The sequence below is a fragment of the Microbacterium sp. NPDC089320 genome, from assembly GCF_040684875.1.
Classification (GTDB): domain Bacteria; phylum Actinomycetota; class Actinomycetes; order Actinomycetales; family Microbacteriaceae; genus Microbacterium.
Window position 1 is genome coordinate 24,461 of record NZ_JBFBGY010000007.1, and the last position, 25,615, is coordinate 50,075.

25 protein-coding genes are annotated in these 25,615 nt (G+C 66.6%); 9 read left to right on the top strand and 16 right to left on the bottom strand.

The window, feature by feature from the left end:
* Positions 1–179 precede the first annotated feature (179 nt).
* Positions 180–2,774, top strand: coding sequence for a valine--tRNA ligase (gene valS, locus AB0N61_RS16860; protein WP_363365503.1), 2,595 nt, complete (start codon positions 180–182; stop codon positions 2,772–2,774).
* Positions 2,774–2,989 (top strand): hypothetical protein, encoded by a 216-nt coding sequence (locus AB0N61_RS16865; RefSeq protein ID WP_167945042.1) that lies wholly within the window; start codon positions 2,774–2,776, stop codon positions 2,987–2,989. The genes valS and AB0N61_RS16865 overlap by 1 nt, the downstream gene beginning before the upstream one ends.
* A gap of 66 nt (positions 2,990–3,055) precedes the next feature.
* On the opposite strand, the gene AB0N61_RS16870 is transcribed toward AB0N61_RS16865, so the two are convergent.
* From AB0N61_RS16870 to tdh, 4 genes are all read right to left on the bottom strand, one after another.
* Positions 3,056–3,274 (bottom strand): hypothetical protein, encoded by a 219-nt coding sequence (locus tag AB0N61_RS16870; RefSeq protein ID WP_363365504.1) that lies wholly within the window; start codon positions 3,272–3,274, stop codon positions 3,056–3,058.
* On the bottom strand, positions 3,271–3,894 hold the full coding sequence (locus AB0N61_RS16875; RefSeq protein WP_167942679.1) for a helix-turn-helix domain-containing protein: 624 nt from the start codon (positions 3,892–3,894) through the stop codon (positions 3,271–3,273). The genes AB0N61_RS16870 and AB0N61_RS16875 overlap by 4 nt, the downstream gene beginning before the upstream one ends.
* Positions 3,895–3,982: 88 nt before the next feature.
* A complete protein-coding gene (locus tag AB0N61_RS16880; RefSeq protein ID WP_363365505.1) occupies positions 3,983–5,161 on the bottom strand; it encodes a glycine C-acetyltransferase in 1,179 nt (392 codons plus the stop codon).
* Positions 5,161–6,204, bottom strand: a complete 1,044-nt coding sequence (gene tdh, locus AB0N61_RS16885; RefSeq protein WP_363365506.1) for an L-threonine 3-dehydrogenase — start codon at positions 6,202–6,204, stop codon at positions 5,161–5,163. The genes AB0N61_RS16880 and tdh overlap by 1 nt, the downstream gene beginning before the upstream one ends.
* A gap of 81 nt (positions 6,205–6,285) precedes the next feature.
* Between tdh and AB0N61_RS16890 the strand changes: the two genes are divergently transcribed.
* Entirely contained in the window at positions 6,286–7,194 is a 909-nt protein-coding gene (locus tag AB0N61_RS16890) for a LysR family transcriptional regulator (protein WP_363365507.1), read from the top strand.
* Positions 7,191–9,242 (top strand): M3 family metallopeptidase, encoded by a 2,052-nt coding sequence (locus AB0N61_RS16895; RefSeq protein ID WP_363365508.1) that lies wholly within the window; start codon positions 7,191–7,193, stop codon positions 9,240–9,242. Before AB0N61_RS16890 ends, AB0N61_RS16895 begins: the two co-directional genes overlap by 4 nt.
* A 22-nt stretch (positions 9,243–9,264) precedes the next feature.
* Here the strand turns inward: AB0N61_RS16895 and AB0N61_RS16900 are convergent, their stop codons facing one another.
* From AB0N61_RS16900 to AB0N61_RS16915, 4 genes are all read right to left on the bottom strand, one after another.
* Positions 9,265–9,801 (bottom strand): NUDIX hydrolase, encoded by a 537-nt coding sequence (locus AB0N61_RS16900; protein WP_363365509.1) that lies wholly within the window; start codon positions 9,799–9,801, stop codon positions 9,265–9,267.
* The gene (gene clpX / locus AB0N61_RS16905) at positions 9,798–11,066 is read right to left on the bottom strand and encodes an ATP-dependent Clp protease ATP-binding subunit ClpX (RefSeq protein ID WP_167942673.1); all 1,269 of its coding nucleotides are present in this window, start codon (positions 11,064–11,066) and stop codon (positions 9,798–9,800) included. The genes AB0N61_RS16900 and clpX overlap by 4 nt, the downstream gene beginning before the upstream one ends.
* Before the next feature lie 155 nt (positions 11,067–11,221).
* Entirely contained in the window at positions 11,222–12,070 is an 849-nt protein-coding gene (locus tag AB0N61_RS16910; protein ID WP_363365510.1) for a hypothetical protein, read from the bottom strand.
* A gap of 172 nt (positions 12,071–12,242) precedes the next feature.
* Positions 12,243–12,758, bottom strand: coding sequence for a sigma-70 family RNA polymerase sigma factor (locus AB0N61_RS16915; RefSeq protein WP_363365511.1), 516 nt, complete (start codon positions 12,756–12,758; stop codon positions 12,243–12,245).
* A gap of 182 nt (positions 12,759–12,940) precedes the next feature.
* Here AB0N61_RS16915 and AB0N61_RS16920 point away from each other — a divergent pair, with 182 nt between their 5' ends.
* The 5 genes from AB0N61_RS16920 to AB0N61_RS16940 all read left to right on the top strand — a co-directional run bounded on the left by AB0N61_RS16920 (position 12,941) and on the right by AB0N61_RS16940 (position 17,550).
* Positions 12,941–13,387: a hypothetical protein gene (locus tag AB0N61_RS16920; protein WP_167942670.1), complete on the top strand. Its 447-nt coding sequence runs from the start codon at positions 12,941–12,943 to the stop codon at positions 13,385–13,387.
* 125 nt (positions 13,388–13,512) lie between these two features.
* Complete coding sequence (locus AB0N61_RS16925; RefSeq protein ID WP_363365512.1) at positions 13,513–14,301, top strand: hypothetical protein; 789 nt, start codon at positions 13,513–13,515, stop codon at positions 14,299–14,301.
* Positions 14,302–14,426: 125 nt separating this feature from the next.
* A complete protein-coding gene (locus AB0N61_RS16930; RefSeq protein WP_363365551.1) occupies positions 14,427–15,641 on the top strand; it encodes a peptidoglycan-binding domain-containing protein in 1,215 nt (404 codons plus the stop codon).
* The gene (locus AB0N61_RS16935) at positions 15,641–17,179 is read left to right on the top strand and encodes an ATP-binding cassette domain-containing protein (RefSeq protein ID WP_363365513.1); all 1,539 of its coding nucleotides are present in this window, start codon (positions 15,641–15,643) and stop codon (positions 17,177–17,179) included. Before AB0N61_RS16930 ends, AB0N61_RS16935 begins: the two co-directional genes overlap by 1 nt.
* Positions 17,158–17,550 carry an FtsX-like permease family protein gene (locus tag AB0N61_RS16940; protein WP_363365514.1) on the top strand — a complete coding sequence of 131 codons (393 nt, stop codon included), beginning with the start codon at positions 17,158–17,160 and terminating at the stop codon, positions 17,548–17,550. Before AB0N61_RS16935 ends, AB0N61_RS16940 begins: the two co-directional genes overlap by 22 nt.
* Before the next feature lie 177 nt (positions 17,551–17,727).
* Here AB0N61_RS16940 and AB0N61_RS16945 read toward each other — a convergent pair whose 3' ends face one another.
* The 8 genes from AB0N61_RS16945 to tig all read right to left on the bottom strand — a co-directional run bounded on the left by AB0N61_RS16945 (position 17,728) and on the right by tig (position 25,562).
* Positions 17,728–18,579 carry an aldehyde dehydrogenase family protein gene (locus tag AB0N61_RS16945; protein ID WP_363365515.1) on the bottom strand — a complete coding sequence of 284 codons (852 nt, stop codon included), beginning with the start codon at positions 18,577–18,579 and terminating at the stop codon, positions 17,728–17,730.
* Positions 18,576–20,018 (bottom strand): aldehyde dehydrogenase family protein, encoded by a 1,443-nt coding sequence (locus AB0N61_RS16950; RefSeq protein WP_167942665.1) that lies wholly within the window; start codon positions 20,016–20,018, stop codon positions 18,576–18,578. Before AB0N61_RS16950 ends, AB0N61_RS16945 begins: the two co-directional genes overlap by 4 nt.
* A gap of 11 nt (positions 20,019–20,029) precedes the next feature.
* Positions 20,030–21,031, bottom strand: coding sequence for a deoxyribose-phosphate aldolase (gene deoC / locus AB0N61_RS16955; RefSeq protein WP_363365516.1), 1,002 nt, complete (start codon positions 21,029–21,031; stop codon positions 20,030–20,032).
* Entirely contained in the window at positions 21,028–21,963 is a 936-nt protein-coding gene (locus AB0N61_RS16960) for a sugar-binding domain-containing protein (protein ID WP_363365517.1), read from the bottom strand. Before AB0N61_RS16960 ends, deoC begins: the two co-directional genes overlap by 4 nt.
* Before the next feature lie 154 nt (positions 21,964–22,117).
* Complete coding sequence (locus AB0N61_RS16965) at positions 22,118–22,759, bottom strand: ATP-dependent Clp protease proteolytic subunit (protein ID WP_167942662.1); 642 nt, start codon at positions 22,757–22,759, stop codon at positions 22,118–22,120.
* Positions 22,760–22,779: 20 nt separating this feature from the next.
* Positions 22,780–23,376 (bottom strand): ATP-dependent Clp protease proteolytic subunit, encoded by a 597-nt coding sequence (locus AB0N61_RS16970; RefSeq protein ID WP_042540775.1) that lies wholly within the window; start codon positions 23,374–23,376, stop codon positions 22,780–22,782.
* Between the two features lie 81 nt (positions 23,377–23,457).
* Complete coding sequence (locus AB0N61_RS16975) at positions 23,458–23,952, bottom strand: tetratricopeptide repeat protein (RefSeq protein WP_363365518.1); 495 nt, start codon at positions 23,950–23,952, stop codon at positions 23,458–23,460.
* A gap of 83 nt (positions 23,953–24,035) precedes the next feature.
* Positions 24,036–25,562, bottom strand: a complete 1,527-nt coding sequence (tig, locus tag AB0N61_RS16980) for a trigger factor (RefSeq protein ID WP_363365519.1) — start codon at positions 25,560–25,562, stop codon at positions 24,036–24,038.
* Positions 25,563–25,615: the final 53 nt, after the last annotated feature.

A 25,615-nucleotide genomic window follows, 5' to 3' on the forward strand; every position in this document is an offset into this window, starting at 1 on the left:
GGAGGGAAGGCGGAAGGGGCGCGAACACGACGGTTCTTGGACTGGATCCAAGTCTAGGTCTTCTGCGGTGGCAGTGGCGCCGGGCGGCGCCTCGCGGCAGGGACGATTAGACTGTGGGACACAATCCACACTCAGGCACGCTCACACAGTGCCGCATACATCGCTCGAGGAGAACCTTCATGTCCGCTATTCCCGACAAGCCCGCACTCGAAGGTCTCGAAGCGAAGTGGGGTGACGCGTGGTCCGAGCAGGGCACATACCTGTTCGACCGCATCCGCGCCGCCGAGTCCGGCCGCGAGGGCGTCTACTCGATTGACACTCCCCCGCCGACCGCATCCGGAAGCCTGCACATCGGCCACGTGTTCTCCTACACGCACACCGACGTCAAGGCGCGCTTCGAGCGCATGCGCGGCAAGAACGTGTTCTATCCCATGGGCTGGGACGACAACGGCCTGCCCACCGAGCGCCGCGTGCAGAACTACTACGGCGTGCGGTGCGACCCGACGCTCCCCTACCAGAGCGACTTCACCCCGCCCTTCGAAGGCGGAGACAACAAGTCCAGCCGCGCCGCCGACCAGGTGCCCATCAGCCGTCGCAACTTCATCGAGCTGTGCGAACGCCTGACGATCGAAGACGAGAAGCAGTTCGAGGCGCTCTTCCGCCAGCTCGGCCTCAGCGTCGACTGGACGCAGACGTACCGGACCATCTCGGACGACACGATCCGTCAGAGCCAGCTCGCGTTCCTGCGCAACCTCGAGCGCGGCGAGGCCTACCAGTCGCTGGCACCGACCCTGTGGGACATCGACTTCCGCTCCGCGATCGCCCAGGCGGAGCTCGAGGATCGCGACCAGCAGGCCGCCTACCACACCATCGATTTCCCCTTCGCCGACGGGTCCGGCTCGATCACGATCGAGACCACTCGCCCCGAGCTGCTTCCCGCATGCATCGCGATCGTGACCCACCCCGAGGGCCCGCACAAGCACCTGATCGGCACGAAGGTGCGCACGCCGTTCTTCGGCGCCGAGATCGAGATCCACGGCCACCACCTCGCACAGCCCGACAAGGGCACGGGTGCGGCGATGGTCTGCACCTTCGGCGATGTGACCGACATCATCTGGTGGCGCGAGCTGCGCACGACCGCGGGCGGCCACCTCCCGAACATGACCACGATCGGCCTCGACGGCCGTTTCCTCCCCGCGGCTCCGTCGATCGTCGCGGACGCTGACGCGGTCGACTGGTACGCCGCCGAGCTCGCGGGCAAGACGGTGTTCTCTGCCCGCAAGGCCATCGTCGAGAAGCTGCAGGAGACCGGCGACATGACGGCCGTCGGCAAGCCGTTCAACCACGCGGTGAAGTTCTTCGAGAAGGGCGACCGCCCTCTCGAGATCGTCTCGACCCGCCAGTGGTACATCCGCAACGGTGCGCGCGACACCGAGCTGCGTGACGAGCTGCTCGAGCGCGGCACGCAGCTGGCGTGGCACCCCGACTTCATGCGGGTTCGCTACGAGAACTGGGTCGGGGGTCTGACCGGCGACTGGCTCGTGTCGCGACAGCGCTTCTTCGGCGTGCCGATCCCGCTGTGGTACGGACTCGACGAGAACGGCGAGCGGGACTACGACCGGGTGATCGCCCCAGACCACGCGAGTCTCCCCATCGACCCGACGACGGACGTGCCCGAGGGGTACTCCGAGGACCAGCGTGGTGTGGCCGGCGGTTTCGAGGCCGAGGCCGACATCCTCGACACCTGGGCCACCTCGTCGCTCACCCCGCAGCTCGCCGGCGGATGGCAGCGCGACGAGGAGCTGTGGCAGCTCACGGCGCCGTTCGACCTTCGCCCCCAGGGTCAGGACATCATCCGCACCTGGCTCTTCTCGACCATGCTGCGCTCGACCCTCGAAGACGGGCGCGCGCCGTGGCGCAACGCCGCGATCTCCGGTTTCATCGTCGACCCCGACCGCAAGAAGATGTCGAAGTCGAAGGGCAATGTGGTGACGCCCGCAGACATCCTCCAGACCCACGGATCGGATGCCGTGCGCTACTGGGCCGCCTCGAGCCGCCTGGGAATGGATGCCGCCTTCGACCCGCAGAACCCGACGCAGGTGAAGATCGGCCGCCGCCTGGCGATCAAGGTGCTGAACGCCGCGAAGTTCGTGCTGTCGTTCCCGGTTCCCGAGGGCGCGCAGGTGACGCACGCTCTCGACGCCTCGATGCTGACGCGGCTCGACTCGGTGATCGCCGAGGCGACCACGGCGTTCGAGAACTACGACCAGGCCAAGGCACTCGAGGTCACCGAGGCATTCTTCTGGACCTTCTGCGACGACTACCTCGAGCTCGTCAAGGAGCGTGCCTACAACCAGAACGATGTGGGGCAGGCGTCCGCGGCGCTCGCACTGCGCCTGGCGCTGTCGACCCTGCTGCGCCTTCTGGCCCCGATCCTGTCGTTCGCGACCGAAGAGGTGTGGTCGTGGTTCGAAGAGGGCTCGGTGCACACGGCCACGTGGCCCAAGCCGCTCGGCATCGAGGGCGACACCGCCGTGCTGTCCGCCGCGAGCGAGGCGCTGATCGGCATCCGTCGGGCGAAGACCGAGGCGAAGGCCTCGCAGAAGACCCCGGTCTCTCGCGCGGCGATCGCGGCACCCGCGGCCAAACTCGACGCCCTCCGTGCCGCCGCCGAAGACCTGAAGGCCGTCGGACGCATCGCCGACCTCGAGTTCACCGAGGCCGACGAGTTCGCGGTCACCGCGATCGAGCTCGCTCCCGCTGAGGGGGCATGATGCAGCTCGGCACGCGGTGGGCGACGGGTGCGGAGCCGCCGGCATCCGTTCCTGCCGCGCTTCGACCGGCGATCGCAGAGGTGGAATCGCGCGGTCTCAGCGGACACTGGACGCTCACGTGGCTCGAAGGCCGCGCGATCGCAGAACTCGATGCGGGCTGGGAGGTCGTGCAGACGGGAACGGGCGACGTGATCGCCCGTCCGTTCGAGGACTGATCGGACTCTGACGACGAAGCCCCCTGTCCGCTCGTGCGGCAGGGGGCTTCCCTGTGGTCGGAGAGCTCAGCGGCGAGGGAGACCGACCTGCGCGAGCATGTGATCGACCGCGTGCGGATCCTGTCTTCTGGTCTGCTGCTCCCGCAGGAGGTCGAGAGCGAGGACCCGTCGCTGGGCCCGGCGCTCGATGCGATGCTCGACGAATCCCGTGAGGAGATCGGCGAGGCCGAGGAGCTTCCGCTCCGCCCGTGTGGGGGCGACGAGACGGATGGTCGCGCTGGTCATGATCGCTCCTCGTCCGTTCCGGTGGCGTCGGAGAGCACCGGCCCCGTCGCGGGAAGATCGAAGAGCTCGGTACGCATCGACACGCGGCGGACGTCGGGCCCGGTCTGACCGCGATACCGCCCGACCGCACCGTCGATGACGGCCATCAGCTCGCCCTTGAGGTCCTCCATCTGCGAGGGGGTCATCTCGAGCAGAGTCGTGGCGATCAGGCCGGCATCCTTCCACCCCTCGGGCACCTCCGTGTCGGGCCGGTTCACATAGGACATCAGCGTCTCGTGCCTCAGGCGGAAGAACTCCGACGAGACGATCTGCGCGGCAGCGCGATTCGCGGGCGACATGCTCTGGCTCGGGCCGGGGATGTCGATGCGCCCCTCGGGGAGTTCCCACCATCGTTCGCGCGCCGTGCCGCGCCCCTCCACCTCGTGGATGAGGTCGTGCGCCGAGAGGGTGCGCAGGTGATAGCTGGTGGACCCGGAGGTCTCCCCCAGCATCGAAGCGAGTGAACTCGCCGTCTGCGGCCCGTGCGCACTCAGGAGATCGAAGATCCGCACACGCAGCGGGTGGGCCAGAGCCTTGAGCGCCCCGGCATCGAGTCGTCGCAACTGCTCGTCGTCTGCCATGCAAGCAAAGATACACTTGCAAATACTTCTTTGCAAGCACTTCTTTGCAAAGAAGTATTTGCGGCCCCGTGGTCGGGTGATGAGACCGTCAGGCGACGATGGCGCGCGCTGCGACGAAGGCAGCCACGCATCTCTCGATCTGCTCCGACGTGTGCGCCGCCGACAGCTGCACTCGGATCCTCGCCAGACCGCGCGGAACGACGGGGAAGCTGAACGCGGTCACGTAGACGCCCTGCGCCTGCATCTCCGTCGCGATGCGCGCCGTGAGAGCCGCGTCGCCGAACATGACCGGGACGATCGGATGCTCCCCCGGCAGCAGGTCGAAGCCCTCGGCCGTCATCCGTTCACGGAACAGCGCGGCGTTGTCGCGCAGACGCACACGCAGATCGACCGAGCGCTCGACCAGGTCGAGGGCGGTCAGCGTGCCTGCCACGATGGCAGGAGCGAGAGTGTTGGAGAACAGATAGGGACGCGATCGCTGGCGCAGCAGCGCCACGACGTCCGCATGGGAGGCGACGTAACCGCCGGAGGCTCCTCCGAGCGCCTTGCCGAAGGTGCCGGTGTAGATGTCCACCCGATCCGCCACGCCGCAGAACTCGGGCGTGCCACGACCGTTCTCCCCCACGAAGCCGACCGCATGCGAGTCGTCGACGAAGACCAGCGCGTCATAGCGATCCGCGAGATCGCAGATCTCGGCGAGAGGTGCGATGTAGCCGTCCATCGAGAACACGCCGTCGGTCACGACCACACGGAAGCGGGCGTCGGATGCCGCCTGCAGCTGCGCCTCGAGATCGGCCATGTCGCGGTTGCGGTATCGCAGACGGCGAGCCTTCGAGAGGCGGATCCCGTCGATGATCGATGCATGGTTCAGCTCGTCCGAGATGATCGCGTCCTCGGCGCTGAACAGGGTCTCGAACACGCCCCCGTTGGCGTCGAAGCACGATGAATACAGGATCGAGTCCTCGGTGCCGAGGAAGCCGGCGAGCCGTCGTTCGAGCTCGAGGTGCTGCTCCTGGGTGCCGCAGATGAAACGGACGCTGGCGAGCCCGTATCCCCACTCCTGCAGAGCCGCGGTCGCGGCATCCAGTATCCGCGGGTCATCGGCGAGACCGAGGTAGTTGTTCGCGCAGAAGTTGAGCACCCCCGCACCGTCCGCAGTGATCTCCGCCCTCTGCGGCCCACGGATGCCGCGCTCGTGCTTCGTGAGGCCCGCAGCCTCGATCCCGGCGAGTTCCCCTGCCACATGCTTCTGGAATGTCCCGTACATCACAGCTCCGTCCAATCGAGGATGATCTTTCCCGTCCCGGCGGACTCCGCGGCCGCGAAGCCCTGCTCCCAGTCCCTGGCGGGGATCACATCGGCGATCACCCGTCCGATCGAATCGCGCAGGGTGGCGCTGGTCTGCAGCATCGCCCCCATCGCATTCCAGGTCTCGAACATCTCGCGTCCGTAGATGCCCTTGATGGTGAGCATGTGCGTGACGAGCTTGCCCCAGTCGATCTCGAACCCGGTGCCGGGCAGACCCAGCATCGCGATCCGCCCTCCGTGGTTCATGTTGTCGATCATCGCCGGCAGCGCGGATGCCGCCCCGCTCATCTCGAAGCCGATGTCGAAACCCTCGCGCAGGCCCAGGCACTGCTGCGCGTCGCGGATGTCGCGGACCGAGACGTCGACGACCTCGTCGGCGCCCATCAGACGCGCCATCTCGAGGCGAGGCGCACTGACGTCGGTCGCTGCGATGAAGCGCGCCCCCGCATGCCGAGCGACCGCGATGGCCATGAGGCCGATCGGACCGCATCCGGTCACGAGCACGTCCTCACCGACGAGCGGGAACGTGAGCGCGGTGTGCACCGCGTTGCCGAGCGGGTCGAAGATCGCTCCGAGCTCCGGGGTGACATCGGCGTGATGCACCCAGACGTTGGCGGCGGGAAGTGCGAGGAACTCCGCGAAGGCTCCGTCGCGCTGCAGTCCGAGTCCGATCGTGCGGATGCACATCTGCCGACGACCGGCACGACAGTTCCGACACGTGCCGCAGACGATGTGCCCCTCTCCCGAGACGCGATCTCCCACGGTGATGTCATGCACGAGCGGTCCGACTTCGACGACCTCTCCGTAGAACTCGTGGCCGGGGATCAGCGGAGCGTCGATCGCGGATGCGGCCCAGTCGTCCCAGCGACGGATGTGCAGATCAGTGCCGCAGATCCCGGTGCGCATCACACGGATCACGACCTCATCGGCGTCCGCCGTGGGCTCCGGGCGATCGACGAGCTCGAGACCGGCTGCGCGTTCGGCTTTGAACAGTGCCTTCATACGTCGATTCCACCGCATGAGACGATGTAGAACCACGGGAACTTTCTGCACCCACGATGTAGTAGGCGCTAATCTGTTGTCGTGGAATTGCATCAACTGCAGATTTTGCGGGAGCTCGGAGCCCTGGGCAGCGTCACCGCCGTCGCCGAGACGCTGAACGTCACTCCCTCAGCCGTGTCGCAGCATCTCGCCGCTCTCCAGCGGGGGTTCCGCACCCCACTCACCCGCAAGGACGGCCGCCGCCTCGCATTGACCGCAGCAGGCGAGGTGCTCGCGACTGCGGGCGCCGAGGCCATCGACGCGATGGCCGCCGCCCGCAGCGCGCTCGACGACTTCGAGAACGACAGCGCGGGAGTGGTGAAGATCAGCGGATTCCACAGCGTCGGTCAGGCGCTCTTCGGGTCGCTGGTCCGCGAGCTCGACACGTCGGCGTCAGCGCCCACCGTGCAGCTGACCGATGAGGACGTGGCGCAGAGCGAGTTCCCCGCGCTCACCGCCCGCTATGACCTCGTGCTGGCTCATCGCATGGAGCATTCGCCGCCCTGGCCCACCGACGGCGTGCGCAGTCTCGCGCTCGTGCGAGAACCGCTCGACGTCGCGGTCGCCGCATCGCACCCGCTCGCCGCGCGCGCACAGGTGACGTCCTTCGACGTCGTCGACAGCCCGTGGGTCACCAGTCGCATCGGTTACTCCCCCGACGACGTGCTGCGCGCTGTCTCCGCGGTCGCCGGACGCCCCGTCGAGATCCGCCACCGGATCAACGATTACGGGGCGGTCGCCGCCGTGGTCGCCGCAGGAGGGGTCCTCGGAATGCTGCCTCGCTATACGACCCGCACCGTCGATGACCGCGACATCGTGAGGCTTCCGCTGCGCGGAGTCAGCACGCACAGGATGATCGACGTCCTCGCCCGCCCCGAGAACCTGAGGCGCCAGTCCGTGCGACTCGTCGTCGAGGCGCTCCAGCGGGTGATGGCTAGGCTCAGAGGATGACCGATGCATCGAATCCGCTGCTTCAGCCGTCCGCGCTCCCCTATGGTCTTCCCGACTTCGCCGCGATCAGGCCCGAGCACTACCTTCCGGCGTTCCAGGTCGCGTTCGACGAGCACCTCCGGGAGATCGCGCGGATCACGACGGTGCGTTCGACGCCCACCTTCGAGAACACCATCGAAGCGGTGGAACGTTCAGGAGAGGTACTCGATCGTGTCGCGCACGCGTTCTACACCGTGTCATCGGCCGACGCGACACCGGAGATCCAGAAGATCGACGAACTGCTGGCTCCCCTCATGGCCGCCCACCAGGACGCCATCACCCTCGACACTGCGCTCTACTCCCGCGTACAGCACGTGCACGCCCGCCTCGACAATCTCGAGCTCGACGACGAGCAGCGATACCTCGTCGAACGGCACCACCGTGAGATGACCCACGCAGGTGCCGCCCTCGACGACGAGGCGAAGAGCAGACTCACCGCCCTGAACCAGCAGCTGTCGACTCTGAGCAGCACCTTCGAGCGCAATCTCCTGAACGACACGAACGATCTCGCCGTGGTGTTCGACTCCGCCGACGAGCTCGAGGGACTGAGCAGCGGGGAGCTCTCCGCCGCGGCTCGCACGGCGGCCGATCGTGGCCTCGACGGACGCTTCGTCATCTCGCTCCCACTGTTCACCGGGCACCCGTATCTCGCACAGCTCCGTGACCGCGAATCGCGGCGCCGCATCATGGCCGCCTCGCAGTCGCGCGGATCCCGCGCCAACGCGAACGACAACCGTCCCGTCCTCGCGGAGATCGTGCGCCTCCGCGCCGAGCGAGCGGCGCTGCTCGGCTACCCTTCGCACGCCGCCTATGTGACGGCAGATGAGACGGCCGGCACGCCCGACGCGGTCGAACGGATGCTGCGCGAGCTCGCCGCGCCATCTGCACGCAACGCCCGTGCCGAGAAGGAAGCTCTGCAGGCGATCGTCGACGAGACCGAAGCGAGCCCGTTCTCGATCGACGCTCACGACTGGGCGTTCTACACCGAGAGGGTGCGTACTGCCCGGTATGCGATCGACACGAGCGCGCTGCGCCCGTGGTTCGAGGCCGAACGCGTGCTGCAGGACGGCGTGTTCTTCGCCGCAACGGAACTGTACGGGGTCACCTTCTCCGAGCGGCGAGATCTCCGCGCATATCACCCGGGTGCGCGCGTCTTCGAGGTGAACGATGCCGACGGCAGCCCGGTCGGCCTCTATGTGCTCGACCTCTACACGCGCGACTCGAAGCGCGGAGGCGCATGGATGAACCCGATCGTGAGCCAGTCGCGCCTGCGCGGGACGCTGCCCGTCGTGGTGAACAACCTCAATGTGCCGTTGCCCGCAGACGGCGAGCCGACGCTGCTCACTCTCGACGAGGTCACGACGCTCTTCCACGAGTTCGGCCATGCTCTGCATGGCCTCTTCGCCGTCGTCACCTACCCGCACTTCGCGGGAACGAATGTCTTCCGCGACTTCGTGGAGTTCCCGAGCCAGGTCAATGAGATGTGGATCCTGTGGCCCGAAGTCCTCGACAACTATGCACGGCACCACGAGTCGGGAGAGCCGCTCGATCCGGCAATCGTCGAGCGGCTGCGTGCGACGGAGACCTTCAACCAGGGACACGACACCAGCGAGTACCTCGCCGCGGCATGGCTCGACCAGGCATGGCACCGCGCGAGCGCGAACGCGGAGATCCCCGACGTGGCTCAGTTCGAAGCTGCGGCCCTCGCCGACATCGGACTCGACGACCCCGTGGTGCCGACCCGCTACTCATCGACCTACTTCGCGCACATCTTCTCGGGCGGATACAGCGCCGGCTACTACTCGTATATCTGGAGTGAGGTGCTCGACGCCGACACGGTCGACTGGTTCCGCGCCAACGGCGGACTCACCCGAGAGAACGGCGACCGGTTCCGCTCACGTCTCCTCGGAGTCGGAGGGTCCAAGGACCCGCTCGACGCCTACCGCGACTTCCGCGGACGCGACGCGGAGATCGCGCCGTTGCTCAAGCGACGCGGACTCGAGGCGTGATCGGGTCGCGCGACGCCTGACGTCATCGATCCAGAAAGTCCATCGCCTTGTACCAGGTGAGCTGGTGATAGCTCTGCGCGAGGTGATCACCGAGGCCATCGAGAGAAACGATGTGCACCGCGATAGCCTCGCTGTCACCGAGCGACTGCTCGGCGACTCGCGTGCAACCGCGAGCGAGGAAATGATGCACTCGGTTGGTGTGGTTGCCGAAGTTGGCCCACGTGGATCCGAGGTCGATCATCTCCTCGGGCTCGTACCCGGTCTCTTCCCGCAGCTCTCGCATCGCAGCCGCGTGCGGTGACTCTGCGGTCTCCACGCCGCCACCGACCGTTCCGATCGCGACGACCCCCGCACCGTGACGATACTCCTCGACGACGATGGCGTGACCGTCGCGATCGAGTGCGAGCACGGAGATCCAGTCTCCATATTCGAGCACGTAGTACGGAGCGATGGATCGTCCCCGCTCGTCGACGCAGTCGTCAGCGCGTACGCGAATCCAGCGGTCTGCCCGGACCAGCTCGCTGTCGACCACTCGCCAGGGCGAGGGAAGGTGACTCACGCGCTCTTGCGCTTGCGCTCCATCACGATCGTCGGCGGAGCGCCCTCATCGACGGCCGCCTGGGTGACGACGACCTTCGCCACGTCTTCCGCCGACGGGATCTCGAACATGATCGGACCCAGCACGTCTTCGAGGATCGCCCGGAGGCCGCGAGCGCCGGTCTTGCGCTCGACCGCGAGGTCGGCGATCGAGCGGAGCGCCGCGTCTTCGAACTCGAGCTGAACGCCGTCGAGTTCGAACATGCGCTGATACTGCTTCACAAGCGCATTGCGCGGACCGGTGAGGATGTCGATGAGGGCATCCTGGTCGAGCGGCGACACATTCGTGACGACGGGAAGTCGGCCGATGAACTCGGGGATCAGTCCGAACTTGTGCAGGTCCTCCGGGAGCACCTCGCTGAACAGGTCGAGATCCTTGCCCTTGTCGTGCAGCGGGGCGCCGAACCCGATGCCGTGCTTGCCGACGCGGGCCGACACGATGTCCTCGAGGCCCGCGAACGCACCCGCGACGATGAACAGCACGTTCGACGTGTCGATCTGCAGGAACTCCTGGTGCGGGTGCTTGCGTCCGCCCTGCGGAGGCACCGAGGCGACAGTGCCCTCGATGATCTTCAGCAGCGCCTGCTGCACGCCCTCACCGGAGACGTCGCGAGTGATCGACGGGTTCTCCGCCTTGCGGGCGATCTTGTCGACCTCATCGATGTAGATGATGCCCTGCTCTGCGCGCTTGACGTCGTAGTCGGCTGCCTGGATGAGCTTGAGAAGGATGTTCTCGACATCCTCACCGACGTAGCCTGCCTCGGTGAGTGCCGTGGCGTCCGCGACCGCGAAAGGCACATTGAGCCTCTTCGCGAGAGTCTGGGCCAGATACGTCTTGCCGCATCCGGTCGGTCCGATGAGCAGGATGTTGCTCTTCGCGATCTCGACGCTCTCGGCCTTCTGCTCGGCCGTCTGGAGGGTGCCGTGCGCGCGGATGCGCTTGTAGTGGTTGTACACCGCGACGGCCAGCGCCTTCTTGGCGGGCTCCTGTCCGACGACGTACTCCTCGAGGAACGAGAAGATCTCGCGGGGCTTGGGGAGTTCGAAGTCCGCCGTGCCGTCGGCGGAGGACTCGGCCATCCGCTCCTCGATGATCTCGTTGCACAGCTCGACGCACTCGTCGCAGATGTACACACCGGGTCCTGCGATGAGCTGCTGCACCTGCTTCTGGCTCTTTCCGCAGAATGAGCACTTGAACAGGTCAGCGCTTTCGCCGATACGGGCCATGCGCGTCCTCCTAGGGGGATCCTGAGATCGTCTACTGAGCCTAACCGCTGCATCCGACACCGGGACGCATTGGCGCGGGGTCGCGCATCTCGAGTCCGCATCACCCGTCCGCACGTATCGAAGCCCGCCTCCCCGGAGACCGGCGAGGGGACGCGTCATCTGCGCCAGGCGAAATATCCCGTGACCGACGGCGAAGGGATGTCAGTACGACCCCGCGCGATGTAGTGCGTCTCGACCGCAAGGATCCTGCCGCTGTCGGGGGCGACGAGCAGATACTCCTCGTACGAGGAGTCTTCCTCGTGCACAGCCGAGAAGGCGATCGCATCACGGCCCAACCGATCAGTCACCGCCCCGACGACGGTGAGATCGGCGTCACGCGCGAAGTACTCCAGCACCGTGGCTTCCTCTGCCGGTGAGAGCTGACGCTGCCGCATGAGCTCGGCGACCGAAGTGATGATCAAGGCAGCATCGGGAAGCTCTGCGGTCTCATACGCCTCGGCGAAGTAGGCGGGGAGCTGGTCGCTCTCGGGTGGCAGAGGTTCTGTGAAGCGCAGCTCCGGGCTGCCCGCTGACCACTCTTCCTCGGACATGAGCTCACCGGGAGCAGGGACGCCCTCAGTCACTGGTCGGTCGTCGGCGTCGACGGACGGTCCTGCCGTGACGACCTGGTGCACTGCGCCGTCAGGCTGAACTGTGATGTCGTAATCCAGGTTCACTACATTCGCGGTCTGGCGCTCGCCGTCTGACATCACGACGAGCGACCACGCCTGAGCCGAGATCTTCGTGACCCCGGGGTCGGGTGTCGGACTCTCGGCGTCGCGCATCGCTTTCTGGCTCAGGTCCAAGAGCAGCTCCTCCCGCGGCTGGGAAACCGGAGATACGTCGAGCAGTGGCGGAGTCGCGGCATACGTCGGAGCAGTCGGAAAGAACGGCGTCAGCCCGACAGCGACGACAGCCACCGCCGCGGCAGTGGCGACCACCAGCGACATCAGCCTGCCGCTCACCGGGCGCGCGGTACGTCCGGCTTGTTCGGCGTCTGCGGCGGGTCTCGTCCGGCGGAGATCCTGGGCGGTGAGCTGTCTCGCGGAAACCAGCTCCGCCAGTTCGTGCTCCGCTCGATCTGTGAGCGGCAGGGTGCGATGCCCGCTCTCGGGGCGCGCCGCACGGATGCGTCGTTCACACTCGTCCATCGCTGACCACCTCCTCGTCATGAATGTCGTCTTCGCGTGGAAGCAGGTGCCTGAATCGCTCTCGAGCACGCATCAGTCGAATCCGCACTGCGATCGCACTGACACCGAGGATCGCTGCGATCTCCGCTCGCGAGAGCTCCTCCCAGTAGGTCATATACAAGAGCTCGCGGTCGGCCTCCGGCAACCTGCGAAGAGCCCGTCGCACCTCGATGGCGTCGTCCGTCGCCGGCCCGAAACTGTCATCCCCGGTGAGGATCGGACCGGCGTCGGAGACGAAAGAGCCGAGGCGCCCCTGACGCCGGTACTCGTTGCCGATCATGTTGCGAAGTGTCGTATACAACCACGGCAGCGTGATCGCTGTGCCGTCGTCATGCCGGGCCCACGCGACGCGGAACACCTCGGCCGTCACGTCTTCCGCATCGGCTCTCCCGCCGAGTCGCTGCTGAGCCACAGTCAAGATCAACCGATAGTGCTTCCGATAGAACTCCGGGAACTGATTCACCAGCGTGCCCCCTCCCGCAGCGCCCCTGAATTCTTCATTTCCGCACACGGGCGATGTGTTTCAGATTCTGTTACAGATCGTGAGGCGCGAGGAATATATCCGTTCCGTCGAAACGAACGCCGCGATTTCGGAAACAACCCACGTAGCGGACAACTCCGCGTTCTGGTTCGAGAGGAATGACAATGACGACACCACTTGAGGGCAAGAGCAGGCGCAGAAGGATCGCCATCACTCTGATCGCTCTGGCAGCTCCGCTGGTCGCTCTGTTCGGGTTCGCGGCGCCTGCCAGCGCCGCCCCGAGCTACTGCAGCCTCGGCAGGGCCTGCGTCTGGGACGATCCGGACTTCAACACGAACGGCAGCTATGCGGGCGTGCTGTGGTTCGAGTACTACGTCACGCCGATGACGAGCTACAACTACGCCGGAACCTCGGTGAACGCCGGCAACACGGCAGACTCCTGGTTCAACAACGGTCGCTACTCGGTCGCGTGCTTCTACGACACCGCCACCGGCGGCTACGGCGGTTCCTCGGTCTGCCTCAACACGAACCAGGGCGATGGAAACATCGAGAACAGCTCCGGAATCGTCCAAGGACTTGCCTGGGACCCCAACGCCGCGAGATTCGTCTGAGTATCATGAGGCGACCCAGGCAGCTCACACTCGCTTGCCGGGCCGTCGGCGTCATCGCCGCGGCCGCCACCGTCAGCGTGGCGGCCGCGTGTGGGCCCGCAAGCTCGGACCAGCACACAAGCGCCGTGGATGGCGAAGGCAAGGACATCGTTCGATGGGCCCTCCCCTTGGATCCCTATCTCCTCTCGGATGTCCAGCTGACGAAGGCGGCATACGCCGCGGCACTCACCGTCGATGACTGCCTCGCCGCCAAAGGGATCGACGATCCCGTTCCATACGTGGACATCGACGCGGCGTATGGCTCCGACGCCACGGTTCGGAAGTGGTTCGATCTGAAGATCGCCCAGACGTACGGCTACCACGAGCCTTCGCAGCAGCGCCCTGCCGGCCTCCAGGCGTGGGACGAATTCCAGCGTCAAGCGTCGACGCCGTCCGAGGACGAGGTGTTCTTGGCGTGTCGCGACGACCCTGCCACCGTCAGCCCTGGATACAGCAACAATCTGATGAACTTCACATCAGGTCTGGCCACCGCAGCGTATTCCGGAGCGAGCAAGGACCCCGCTGTTCTCGAGTCCGCTGCCGCATGGAACGACTGCATGGCCGATGTCGGCATCGAAGACCTCCCGTCGACGCCGATCGAGATGCCCAGCGAGTCCGTTCGTCAGCGCCTTGGGCTGGGCGCGAGCATCGACAGCCCCATCACGGAGCCCACCGCTGAAGAGATCGACCTGGCAACCACCGACGCCGAGTGCCGAGACTCGTCGGGCTTCACCGAAGCGTTCTACGACGCGCTGTGGGCCCGAGAGAGCTCGATGCTTGAAGACAACGAAGCGGCACTCATAGACGCCGGCGCGGAGATCGAGAGCATAACGTCGGAGATCGACGAGATCATCGCGGAGTCGCGAGCAGGATGACGCGCGTCGATCAGAGTCCGTCCTTGGAGGATCTCCTCAGCGCTGCTGGCCGCACAGACCCCCTCGTTCGGCCAGGTGAGCGCTCAGGTGGTCGAACGAAACCTGGCCGACGCGCGACGGTGGTGATGGTTGTCGCGGTTGCCAGTGCGGCTCTGCTTGCTGGTGGATGGGCGGCCGCGTCGGCGTTCCGCTCCCCCAGCCAGATCGCCAGTGACGCCGCAGCGCCTCTGCCCTCAGCGATCACAGCCCCCGTGGAACAAGGAATCCTCGCCGAGACCCTGACGGTGCAGGGTGAAGTGCGTGCAGGTGAGCAGACGTCGACCAGTCTGGCTGCCCCGGGCGAGGGCGGTGTTGCAGTCGTGACCGACGCACCTGTTGCAGTTGGCTCGCAAGTCTCGGCCGGCCAGGTGCTCCTCGAGATCAACGCCCAGCCGGTCTTCGCCCTGCCTGGCGCGTTTCCGTTCTTCCGAGATCTGCGCACCGGAGATACCGGCCGCGACGTCGAGCAGTTGCAGCACGCGTTGACTGCCGCCGGATACTCCACGACGGCAGACGGGATCTTCGGCCCAGAAACAGAGCGTTCGCTCACCAGTCTTTACGCCGACCATGGCTATAACGTCCCCATGGAAGCGGCAACCGCAGCCGAGGAGAGCTCAGCTACTACCCAGACAGCCCCGCCGCCCTCGCAAGATCCCGCCGCTCCCTCGAACCCCGCCACCCCGGGAGTCCAGCCGGTCCCAGTAGCCCCGGGGACACCTGTCGCTCCCACAGCCGGGAAGATGCGAGCCGTCGCCAGGTCGAGCTCGTTCGTGGTGACCTCGGCCCTACCAGCTGCTGTCGTCGCGGCGCCAGGTGTGGGTTCACTGCCGGATGATGCAGCGGTCGTCTTCGCCAAGGGGTATCCCATCGCCTCAGCGACCGTGATCGCAGCCACCGCGGCCCAGCTAGAAGTCGGCTTCGAGGCGAAAGCGACGATCGCAGGGACCGAAGTCCCCCTCGTCCTGCAGAACATCGGAGCGGCCGACGAGGAAGGTCTGGTTCCGATCACCTTCGTGACAGCCGACTTTGGGGACCCTGGCACTCCGCCCATTCCGGACTCGACCGTCGGAGAGAAGCCCGTACTCGTGGTGACCCGCAGCGTGGTTGCGACGGATGCTCTCCTCGTGCCGAGTCGCGCTGTCGCCTCCCGCGGCTCGAGTCGATACGTTCTGCGCCAGGACTCGGAAGGTGATTTCCTGGAGGTGCCGGTGAAGGAGCTCGGCGAGCTGAACGGCCTCAGCGCCATCGAGGTCCTAAAGGACGCGAAGCTGAAGCCTGGCGATCGAGTGAGAGTCCAGTAGTGCCCGGGCTCACCCTTCGAGATATCACCAAGCGCTACGGCACCCGCCTGTCGTCGGTAGACGCGCTGCGAGGCGTCGACCTTGACGTCCCGCAAGGCAGCTACATCGCCATCCAGGGTGAATCGGGCAGTGGGAAGTCGACCCTGCTCAACGTCCTCGGGCTGCTCGATGCTCCGTCGACGGGAACTTACCTCATCGATCGTCAGGACGTTGCCGCACTGAAAGAAGGCGCAGCATGCGCCCACCGCTCCGAGACATTCGCGTTCGTCTTCCAGGCCTTCCACCTCCTCGACCGCCGCTCGGTCGTCGAGAACGTGGAACTGTCGATGCACTATCGCGGTGTCGACCCCCGCAGGATGAGGACGCGAGCCCTTGCCGCGCTCGCTGATGTGGGAATCGCAGACCTTGCTGATGCGAAGCCACGCCAGCTGTCCGGCGGACAACGTCAACGCGTAGCGATCGCTCGGGCGCTCGCCTCCGGGGCGCCCATCGTCGTGGCGGATGAGCCCACAGGCAACCTTGACTCGAGCACCACTGAAGCGGTCATGACGAGCTTCGAAAACCTCCGTCAACATGGCGCGACACTGATCCTCGTGACCCACTCGGAGCAGGTCGCACAGCATGCTGACCGACAGATCCACGTCGTGGACGGCGAAGTTCAGGAGCGCACGGAAGAGGGCTGCACCGAGAATCCTCCTCCTATCAAGCACCACGAGGAACCGAAGACGCCGGGGAAGGCGTCCACTGTGCGACCGACCGCTGCAGTCAGAGACGCCGCTGCGAACCTGCTGAGCCGCCCCGGGCGCGCCGCCGGGCTCATCGCAGCGATCGCAGTCGCTGCGACTCTGTTCGTGGCGACCTTGGGACTTTCAGCCACAGCGCAGCAGCAGGTCTCCGAGAGCTTCGATGCCGTCAAGAGCCGCGACGTCACCGCTACGGTCTCCGGCGATGGCGTCTCAGCGACGGTCGAGACCGGTCTCCCGGATGTTGCCGAATCCTTGGCGGATCTGAATGGCTCAGCCGCCGTCGCCATCCTCGAGGATCTCGGCACGGCAAGTGTGCGCGTCGGTGCCCCACGCGAGGCGACGGACACATCCACATACGCGAGCTACGGAGACATCAGGACTGCACTACGCCTCGACATCGACTGGACGGATGCGCCGATGGCGTCGCTCGCTTCGAACCAGGTGCTCGTCGGCGCGTATCTGGCCGAGGGCATCGGGATGGCGCCGGTCGATCTGGCTCCGACGATCGAGATCGCCGGCCGGACCCTCGTCGTCGTGGGAGTCATCACTGATTCCCCGCGCGCGCCCGATCTGCTCGGCAAGGCCGTGACCGGAGGCGACGAGAACCCTGAGACCGCGAACCCTCCGACGAGCACGGTGACGGCCTACGTCGTCACGGAAATGGGCGCCGCTGCGAGCATCGCGGAGGAAGCGCCGCTTGTGCTCGACCCTGTACAGCCGGAACGCGTCGATGTCGCATCTCCCCGCCGGCGGACTCTCTGCGCGCGAATGTGGAGGCGAGCGTCGCGCTGAGCCTGGCGCTGCTGACGATCGTGACCGGACTCGCTGCTGCAGCCTCAGTGACGATCGCCACCCTCTCGGCCGTCGCCGAACGACGCAACGAGATCGGACTTCGGCGTGCGATCGGAGCGCGCAAGAACCATATCGCGACGATGCTGTTACTCGAAGCTGTGCTTGTCGGATTGTTCGGCAGTCTCCTCGGCATCGTCATAGGGATGACCGCAGTACTCGCTGTGACGATCGCCCAGAGGTGGACCCCGGTCTTCGACCCCGTCCTCGCGCTTGCCGCCCTCGGAGCGGGAATCGCCATCGCCGCTCTCGGCGCGATCGCCGGAGCAGTTCGCGCGAACCGCATCGTGCCCGCAGACGCACTGCGGTCGTGAACGCGACGTCGCCTCGGCGTGACGGCCCACGCGGGGTGTGCGCACCATACCGTCGCTGCCCGATGTTGGCTGCCGGGTCTCTGATCAGCAGTGCAGGTCCACTCGAACGATGCCGAGTGCTGTGAGCCCCGCAGCTGATGCTACGGGGCTCACGTGCGCGGGCGGGTTCCGCCGATGTCAGACGAGGCTCTTGGTGTGCCAGACCGTCTTGACCTCGGTGAAGGCGCCGATGCGCTCCGGAGATGCGGTGACGGCACCGGGAGCCAGAACCCGCTTGAGGGTCTCGGCGGCTGCGATCTGCAGGTCGACCCACTCGAGGTCGCCGGCACCGGCCAGATCGAGCGCGTTGACGTCCTGGTGCGAGGCGAGCCACGGCGCCATCTCGGCCGGCGAGCCGGTGAGCACGTTCACGACTCCTCCGGGCACATCGCTGGTGGCGAGCACCTCGGCAAGACTGATGGCCGACAGCGGGAACCGCTCGCTCGCGATCACGACGACGGTGTTGCCCGCCACCAGAGCCGGCGCCACGACCGAGACGAGACCGAGCAGCGCCGAGTCCTGCGGCGCGACGATCGCGACGACACCGGTGGGCTCCGGCACCGAGATGTTGAAGTACGGACCCGAGACGGGGTTCGCGTTGCCCGCGACCTGCGCGTACTTGTCGCACCAGCCGGCGTACCAGACCCACAGATCGATCGCCTCGTCGACCTGCGCAGCGGCTGCCGACGACGAGACGCCCTCCTGCGCGGCGATCTCGTCGATGAACTGCGCGCGACGCCCCTCGAGGACCTCGGCGACCCGATAGAGCACCTGACCGCGGTTGTAGGCGGTGGCGCCGGACCAGCCCTTCACCGCGGCGCGCGCGGCGACGACGGCATCCCGTGCGTCTTTGCGTGAGCCCTGCGCGGCGTTCGCGAGGAACGCCCCCTTCGCCGACAGCACCTCGTAGGTGCGGCCGGACTCGCTGCGCGGGAACGCACCGCCGATCGCCAGCTTGTAGGTCTTCGGAACGGTCAGTCGCTTGCTCATGCGGAGGCCCCCTTCAGGTACGCGGTGAGACCCTGACGTCCGCCTTCGCGGCCGTATCCGGACTCCTTGTATCCGCCGAACGGGCTCGACGGGTCGAATCGGTTGAAGGTGTTCGCCCAGACGACTCCGGCCCGAAGTCGATCGGCGACCGCGAGGATCCGCGAACCCTTGTCCGACCAGATGCCGGCGGAGAGGCCGTACGGCGTGTTGTTGGCCTTGGCGATCGCCTCAGCCGGCGTGCGGAACGTGAGCACAGACAGGACGGGCCCGAAGACCTCGTCGCGCGCGATGCGGTGCGACGCCTCGACACCGGTGAAGATCGTGGGAGCGAACCAGAACCCCTTGTCGGGGATCGCGCAGTCCGCGGTCCAGCGCTCAGCGCCCTCGGCCTCGCCGATGTCACTCAGTTCACGGATGCGAGCGAGCTGTGCCGCCGAGTTGATCGCACCGATGTCCGTGTTCTTGTCGAGCGGGTCGCCGAGGCGCAGCGTCGACAGGCGGGTCTTGAGCCGGTCGATGACCTCGTCGTGGATCGACTCCTGCACGAGCAGGCGGCTTCCTGCGCAGCACACGTGCCCCTGGTTGAAGAAGATGCCGTTGACGATGCCCTCGACGGCCTGGTCGATCGGCGCGTCGTCGAATACGATGTTCGCGGCCTTGCCGCCGAGCTCGAGCGTGACCTTCTTGTCGGTGCCGGCGACGGCTCGTGCGATGTCGCGACCGACACCCGTCGACCCCGTGAAGGCGACCTTGTCGACGTCGGGGTGGCGCACGAGGGTGGCACCCGTCGAACCGGCTCCCGTGATGATGTTGACGACGCCGGCGGGAAGATCCGCCTGCTGCAGGATCTCGGCGAAGATCAGCGCCGTGAGCGGAGTGGTCTCCGCAGGCTTGAGCACCACGGTGTTGCCCGCCGCCAGTGCGGGAGCGAGCTTCCACGCGAGCATCAGCAGCGGGAAGTTCCACGGGATGATCTGTCCGGCGACGCCGAGCGCACGAGGGTTCGCGCCGAGCCCGGCATAGTCGAGCTTGTCGGCCCAGCCTGCGTAGTAGAAGAACCAGGACGCGACGAGGGGCACGTCGACATCACGGCTCTCCTTGATCGGCTTGCCGTTGTCGAGGCTCTCGGCGACGGCGAGCTCGCGAGCCCGCTCCTGCACGAGACGCGCGATGCGGAAGAGGTACTTGCCCCGATCGCGACCGCTCATCCTCGACCAGGTCTTCTCGTAGGCGCGGCGCGCGGCGGCGACCGCACGGTCGACATCCGCGTCGCTCGCCGAAGCGATCTCGGCGATGTGGGTCTCATCGGCCGGCGAGATGGTCGCGAAGCTCGAGCCCGAGCCGTCGACGAACTCCCCGTCGATGAACAGCCCGTAGCTGTCCTTGAGGGTGAGAACGGCCTTCGACTCCGGGGCGGGAGCGTATTCCAGGAATGACATATGCGGGGCTCCTAGTCGATCGTGACGTAGTCGGGGCCGGAGTAGTGGCCGGTGGTGAGCTTCTGACGCTGCAGGAGCACGTCGTTCAACAGACTCGAGGCGCCGAAACGGAAGAGGTGGGGCTGGAGCCATTCCTCCCCCACAGTCTCGGCGACAGTGACGAGATACTTCACCGCGTCCTTCGACGCGCGGATGCCGCCGGCCGGCTTCACGCCGATGCGCTCACCCGTGCCGCGGTGCCAGTCGCGCACCGTCTCGAGCATGAGCAGCGTCGTGGGCAGGGTGGCCGCGGGCTGCACCTTGCCCGTCGAGGTCTTGATGAAGTCGCCACCGGCGAGGATGCCGAGCCACGATGCGCGCTTGATGTTGTCGTACGTGTTGAGCTCGCCGGTCTCGAGGATCACTTTGAGCGAGGCGTACGAGCCGTCGGCGCGGCGGCACGCCTCTTTCACCTGGGCGATCTGGTCGTACACGAGCCCGTACCGGCCCGAGAGGAACGCTCCACGTTCGATGACCATGTCGATCTCGTCTGCGCCGGCGGCGACCGCTTCCGCGGTGTCGGCGAGCTTGATGGCCAGCGACGAACGCCCGCTGGGGAACGCGGTGGCGACTGCGGCCACCGAGATGAGTCCGTCATCCGGGTCGCCGTGCAGAGAGCCGAGCGCCTCGACGGCGGCGCCGACCATGTCGCCGTACACGCAGACGGCGGCGACCCGGGGCGTCGTCGAGTCAGAGGCATCAGGATTCTTGGCCTTGGCGACCAGCGAGCGCACCTTGCCCGGCGTGTCCGAGCCTTCGAGGGTGGTGAGGTCGATCAGCTTGATGATCGTGTCGAGCGCCCAGGCCTTCGACGTCGTCTTGATCGAACGCGTGCCGAGTGCGGCCGCGCGCTGCTCCAGGCCGACGGCGTCGACACCCGGGAGTCCATGCAGGAACCGGCGGAGCGTGGCGTCATCCGGCTCACCGCCGAGAACGTCCACCGCCGATCTGCGGCTGAGTTCTTGGGTCGTCATCGTTCCTCCAACAATGCTCGTGCTGTGGTCTCATCTGTCACCAGAACGCTGCACAGGCTACTGGTGACGACTGTGCGCGCGATGTCATGTTTGGCGTCACCGGCGGTGACGAAGATCGAGCGCTGGGCGGCGCGCAGACGCCCGAGGTCGACTCCGACCGTCCGGGCATCGAGCTGCGGGTCGACGATGTTGCCGTCGGCATCGATGTATCGTCCGAGGACGTCGCCCACGGCGCCTCGACGGGCGAGCTCCTCGACATCGGCTGCCGTGAGATAGCCGTTCTCGACATGCGCGGATGTCGCATCGCACGGCCCCGCAGTGAACAGGAACGCCTGCGCTTCGGCCGCTTCGACCAGGACGGCCGCGACGGTGCGGTCGGCTTCGATCGCCTGTTTGGTCTCGACGCGTTCGAGAATGGCCGGACTGGGCAGCAGCGACACATGTCCGGATGCACGCTGAGCGATGGTGACCGCGAGGCCTGCGGCTCCGCCCGAGCGGCGATTGAGGCTCACTCCCCCGTTCAGCTGCACGACGGTCACTCCGGTCGCCCACCCCTCGGGCAGCGACTCGGCGACGGCGCGCAGAGTGCGCCCCCAGCTGACGCCGAGCGTCCGCGGCACCGGCCGCATCGCCGTGAGGTAGTCGGCAGCGGCCTGCGCGACGCGCTCGAGCGTCCCGTCATCACCGTCCGGGGAGGGAACCACGACCGCAGCCGCGAGACCATGCCGCTCGACGAGCTCACGCTCGAGTCCGAGACGCCGCGCGCGGGGGTGCACGATCTCGATTCGGACGATACCGCGCTCTCTGGCCTGTGTGAGGAGGCGACCGACCTTCCAGCGAGACAGCTTGAGGAGGGCGCCGATCTCGTCCTGCGTCTTGTCCTCGTCGTAGTAGAGCTCAGCGACGCGGACCATGACCAGTTCCTCTTCCATGGCATCCTCCTTCCGTCTCCAGCATACGACCGAGGCATCGTTCGCGCATCTCATCGCTCATATGAGCAGAGATCCTGCGAGCGGTCGCGCATCTGCCGGAGACGACGAAAGGACGCCGACCCAGAGGGCCGACGTCCTTTCTCAGACGAGCTGCTTAGGCGCGCTTGCGCGACGTGAGCACCTGATCGACGATGCCGTAGTCCAGCGCCTCGGCGGCCGACAGGATCTTGTCGCGGTCGATGTCGCGATTGACCTGCTCGACGGACTTGCCCGTGTGACGGGCCATGGTCTCCTCGAGCCACGTGCGCATGCGCAGGATCTCCGCAGCCTGGATCTCGATGTCGGAGGCCTGGCCGTGTCCCGCCTCGCCCATCGCCGGCTGGTGCATGAGCACGCGGGCGTTGGGCAGAGCGAGGCGCTTGCCGGGGTGACCGCCGGCGAGCAGGACCGATGCGGCCGACGCCGCCTGGCCGAGCACCACGGTCTGGATCTGCGGCGCGACGTACTGCATCGTGTCGTAGATCGCCGTCATGGCGGTGAAGGAACCACCGGGCGAGTTGATGTACATCGTGATGTCGCGCTCGGAGTCCTGGCTCTCGAGAACGAGCAGCTGCGCCATCACGTCGTCGGCCGACGCGTCGTCGACCTGGACGCCGAGGAAGATCACGCGATCTTCGAACAGCTTGTTGTAGGGATCCTGGCGCTTGAATCCGTAAGCCGTGCGCTCCTCGAACTGAGGCAGCACGTAGCGGCTCGAAGGCAGGTCCCCGGCAGAGCGGAAGGTGGGTGCGTACATGAGAGTCCTTTCGCTTTCCGTTACTTGATGTCCTGGTCGGTTCCGCCGCCGCCGACGACGTCGGTGGCCGAGTCGCGGATGTGGTCGACGAAGCCGTACTCGAGCGCCTCGTCGGCGGTGAACCAGCGGTCGCGGTCACCGTCTTCGTTGATCTGCTCGACCGACTTGCCGGTCTGCGCCGCGGTGATCTCCGCCAGGCGGTTCTTCATCGAGGTGATCAGCTGCGCCTGCGTCTGGATGTCGCTCGACGTTCCGCCGAAGCCACCGTGCGGCTGGTGCAGCAGCACGCGCGCGTTGGGCGTGATGTAGCGCTTGCCCTTCGTGCCGGCGGTCAGCAGCAGCTGACCCATCGAGGCGGCCATGCCGATTCCGACGGTGACGATGTCGTTCGGGACGAACTGCATCGTGTCGTAGATCGCCATGCCGGCGGTGATCGATCCACCGGGCGAGTTGATGTAGAGGTAGATGTCCTTCTCGGAGTCCTCTGCGGCGAGGAGGAGGATCTTCGCGCAGATCTCGTTCGCATTGTCGTCGCGCACCTCCGATCCCAGCCAGATGATGCGGTCTTTCAACAGTCGGTCGAAGACGCTCGTAGCGAGGAGGGGTTCTGCAGCCATGTCAGCTCCTGATTCCGTGTTTCAGTGATTCGAATCTACCGGCGACAACGCAGCGCCCAGGCCGTGTTCGCCGTCGGCATATCAGGCGTCGAGTTCCGCGATCTCGTGGGCGTACGCGGTCATCGACCGGTGATACCGAGGCAGGTGCGGCACGAGTGCGAGGAGAGCGACCGACAGCCCCTGGGCCGGCCGCCCCGAACTCGCCAGGATCAGCGCGTGGACGGTCGCCACGGCATCCCGGTAGGGGCCGTCGGCTGAGAGCTCCTCTTCCGCGCGGATGACGGCGAGGGCCTCGTCATACTCACCCAGATTGCGCAACGAGCTCGCCATCTGGATCACGCACTGCGGGCGGTGCTCGTCATCGAGGCCCAGCGCCAGCGCGCGCCGATAGAGCTCCACCGCCTCCGCGGGGCGTCCCGCCGAATCTCGCGCGCCTGCACGTTCGAATTCCGCGCGCGCGTCGTCGACGCCCCGCTCGGCAGCCAGAGCGTCGATCCGTGCAATGGTCTCTTCACCGACCTCTTCGCCCGTCGCGTCGTCCCACACGTCGTCGACGCGTTCTTCCCAGGTCTTCATGATGTCTTCATCCCTCCATTCGCTCCACTCACGAGAAAGGGGCGAATGCCGCAGCATCCGCCCCTTCACGAGATCGTGTCCGATCACTCAGCCTTGTCGGCAGCCTTCTTGGCCGGAGCCTTCTTCGCTGCAGGCTTCTTCGCCGCGGGCTTCTCAGCACCCTCAGCGTCATCAGCCTTCTTCGCGGGAGCCTTCTTCGCCGCAGGCTTCTTCGCAGCCGGCTTCTCAGCGGCGTCTGCGTCGTCAGCCTTCTTCGCGGCGGCCTTCTTGGCGGGAGCCTTCTTGGCGGGCTTCTCGTCAGCAGCCGACTCGCTCTCGGCCTCGTCCTCGTCGTCGGTCACGACGAAGTCGGAGAGGTCGACAGGCTTGCCGTTGGTGTCGACGACCTTGACCTTGCCGAGCGCGATCGCGAGGGCCTTGTTGCGGGCGACCTCGCCGACGAGCGCCGGGAGCTGGTTCGACGACTGCAGGGCCTCGACGAACTCCTGAGGAGCCATGCCGTACTGCGACGCGGACTGGATGAGGTACTGCGAGAGCTCCTCCTGCGAGACCTGCACGTCGGCCTGCTCGGCGATCGTGTCGAGCAGAACCTGCGTGCGGAACTGCTTCTCGCTGGCCTCGGTGACCTCGGCGCGGTGCACGTCGTCCTCGAGGCGGTTCTCACCCTCGAGGTGGTTGTGCACCTCGTCCTCGATGAGCTTCGGCGGCACGGGGATGTCGATCTGCTCGAGCAGCGTCTCGACGAGCTTGTCGCGAGCCGCGGAACCCTGCGTGAAGACGCCCTGCTGCGAGACGCGCTCGGCGAGGCTCGCACGGAGCTCGGCGATCGTGTCGAACTCGCTGGCGATCTGCGCGAAGTCGTCATCGGCCTCAGGAAGCTCGCGCTCCTTGACCGCCTTGACGGTGACGGAGACCTCGGCCTCGGAGCCGGCGTGGTCGCCGCCCACGAGTGCGGAGCGGAACGTGGTGTCCTCGCCGGCGGTCAGCGACTCGATCGCGTCGTCGATGCCCTCGAGCAGCTCGCCCGAGCCGACCTCGTACGAGACGCCCTCGGCGCGGTCGATCTCGGCGCCGTCGATCGTGGCGACGAGGTCGAGCTCGACGAAGTCGCCCTTCGCTGCGGGACGGTCGACCGGGACGAGCGTGCCGAAGCGCGCGCGCAGGTTCTCGAGCTCGGCGTCGAGCGCGGCGTCGTCAGCCTCGACGGCGTCGACCGTCAGGGTGATGCCGTCGAATGCCGGGACCTCGATCTCGGGACGCACGTCCACCTCGATGTCGACGAGCAGGTCGCCCGAGAAGTCCTTCTCGTTCGGCCACTGCGTGATGTCGGCGGACGGGCGTCCGACGACGCGGAGCTTGTGCTCGACGGTCGCGTCGCGGAAGAACTTGTCGAGGCCCTCGTTGACCGCGTGCTCGATGACCGCACCACGACCGATGCGCTGGTCGATGATCGGAGCGGGGACCTTGCCCTTGCGGAAGCCGGGGATCTGAACGTCCTGAGCGATGTGCTCGTAGGCGTGCGCGATGCTGGGCTTGAGGTCGTCGGGGGTGACCGTGATGCTGAGCTTGACCCGGGTCGGGGTCAGCTTCTCGACGGTGCTGTTCGCCATTCTGGTGTGCTCTCCTTGTGATTTCCGCGCTGAATCGCGGCTGTCAGGCCGTT

Bases quoted from the DNA above. Each gene is read 5' to 3' on its own strand.
- AB0N61_RS16960 (WP_363365517.1), bottom strand. From the start codon at position 21,963: ATGGAAGAGGAACTGGTCATGGTCCGCGTCGCTGAGCTCTACTACGAC.
- AB0N61_RS16970 (WP_042540775.1), bottom strand. From the start codon at position 23,376: ATGGCTGCAGAACCCCTCCTCGCTACGAGCGTCTTCGACCGACTGTTG.
- tdh (WP_363365506.1), bottom strand. From the start codon at position 6,204: ATGAAGGCACTGTTCAAAGCCGAACGCGCAGCCGGTCTCGAGCTCGTC.
- AB0N61_RS16865 (WP_167945042.1), top strand. From the start codon at position 2,774: ATGCAGCTCGGCACGCGGTGGGCGACGGGTGCGGAGCCGCCGGCATCC.
- tig (WP_363365519.1), bottom strand. From the start codon at position 25,562: ATGGCGAACAGCACCGTCGAGAAGCTGACCCCGACCCGGGTCAAGCTC.
- clpX (WP_167942673.1), bottom strand. From the start codon at position 11,066: ATGGCCCGTATCGGCGAAAGCGCTGACCTGTTCAAGTGCTCATTCTGC.
- AB0N61_RS16950 (WP_167942665.1), bottom strand. From the start codon at position 20,018: ATGTCATTCCTGGAATACGCTCCCGCCCCGGAGTCGAAGGCCGTTCTC.
- AB0N61_RS16895 (WP_363365508.1), top strand. From the start codon at position 7,191: ATGACCGATGCATCGAATCCGCTGCTTCAGCCGTCCGCGCTCCCCTAT.
- AB0N61_RS16965 (WP_167942662.1), bottom strand. From the start codon at position 22,759: ATGTACGCACCCACCTTCCGCTCTGCCGGGGACCTGCCTTCGAGCCGC.
- AB0N61_RS16870 (WP_363365504.1), bottom strand. From the start codon at position 3,274: ATGACCAGCGCGACCATCCGTCTCGTCGCCCCCACACGGGCGGAGCGG.
- AB0N61_RS16930 (WP_363365551.1), top strand. From the start codon at position 14,427: ATGGTTGTCGCGGTTGCCAGTGCGGCTCTGCTTGCTGGTGGATGGGCG.
- deoC (WP_363365516.1), bottom strand. From the start codon at position 21,031: ATGACGACCCAAGAACTCAGCCGCAGATCGGCGGTGGACGTTCTCGGC.
- AB0N61_RS16945 (WP_363365515.1), bottom strand. From the start codon at position 18,579: ATGAGCAAGCGACTGACCGTTCCGAAGACCTACAAGCTGGCGATCGGC.
- AB0N61_RS16880 (WP_363365505.1), bottom strand. From the start codon at position 5,161: ATGTACGGGACATTCCAGAAGCATGTGGCAGGGGAACTCGCCGGGATC.
- AB0N61_RS16920 (WP_167942670.1), top strand. From the start codon at position 12,941: ATGACGACACCACTTGAGGGCAAGAGCAGGCGCAGAAGGATCGCCATC.
- AB0N61_RS16875 (WP_167942679.1), bottom strand. From the start codon at position 3,894: ATGGCAGACGACGAGCAGTTGCGACGACTCGATGCCGGGGCGCTCAAG.
- valS (WP_363365503.1), top strand. From the start codon at position 180: ATGTCCGCTATTCCCGACAAGCCCGCACTCGAAGGTCTCGAAGCGAAG.
- AB0N61_RS16975 (WP_363365518.1), bottom strand. From the start codon at position 23,952: ATGAAGACCTGGGAAGAACGCGTCGACGACGTGTGGGACGACGCGACG.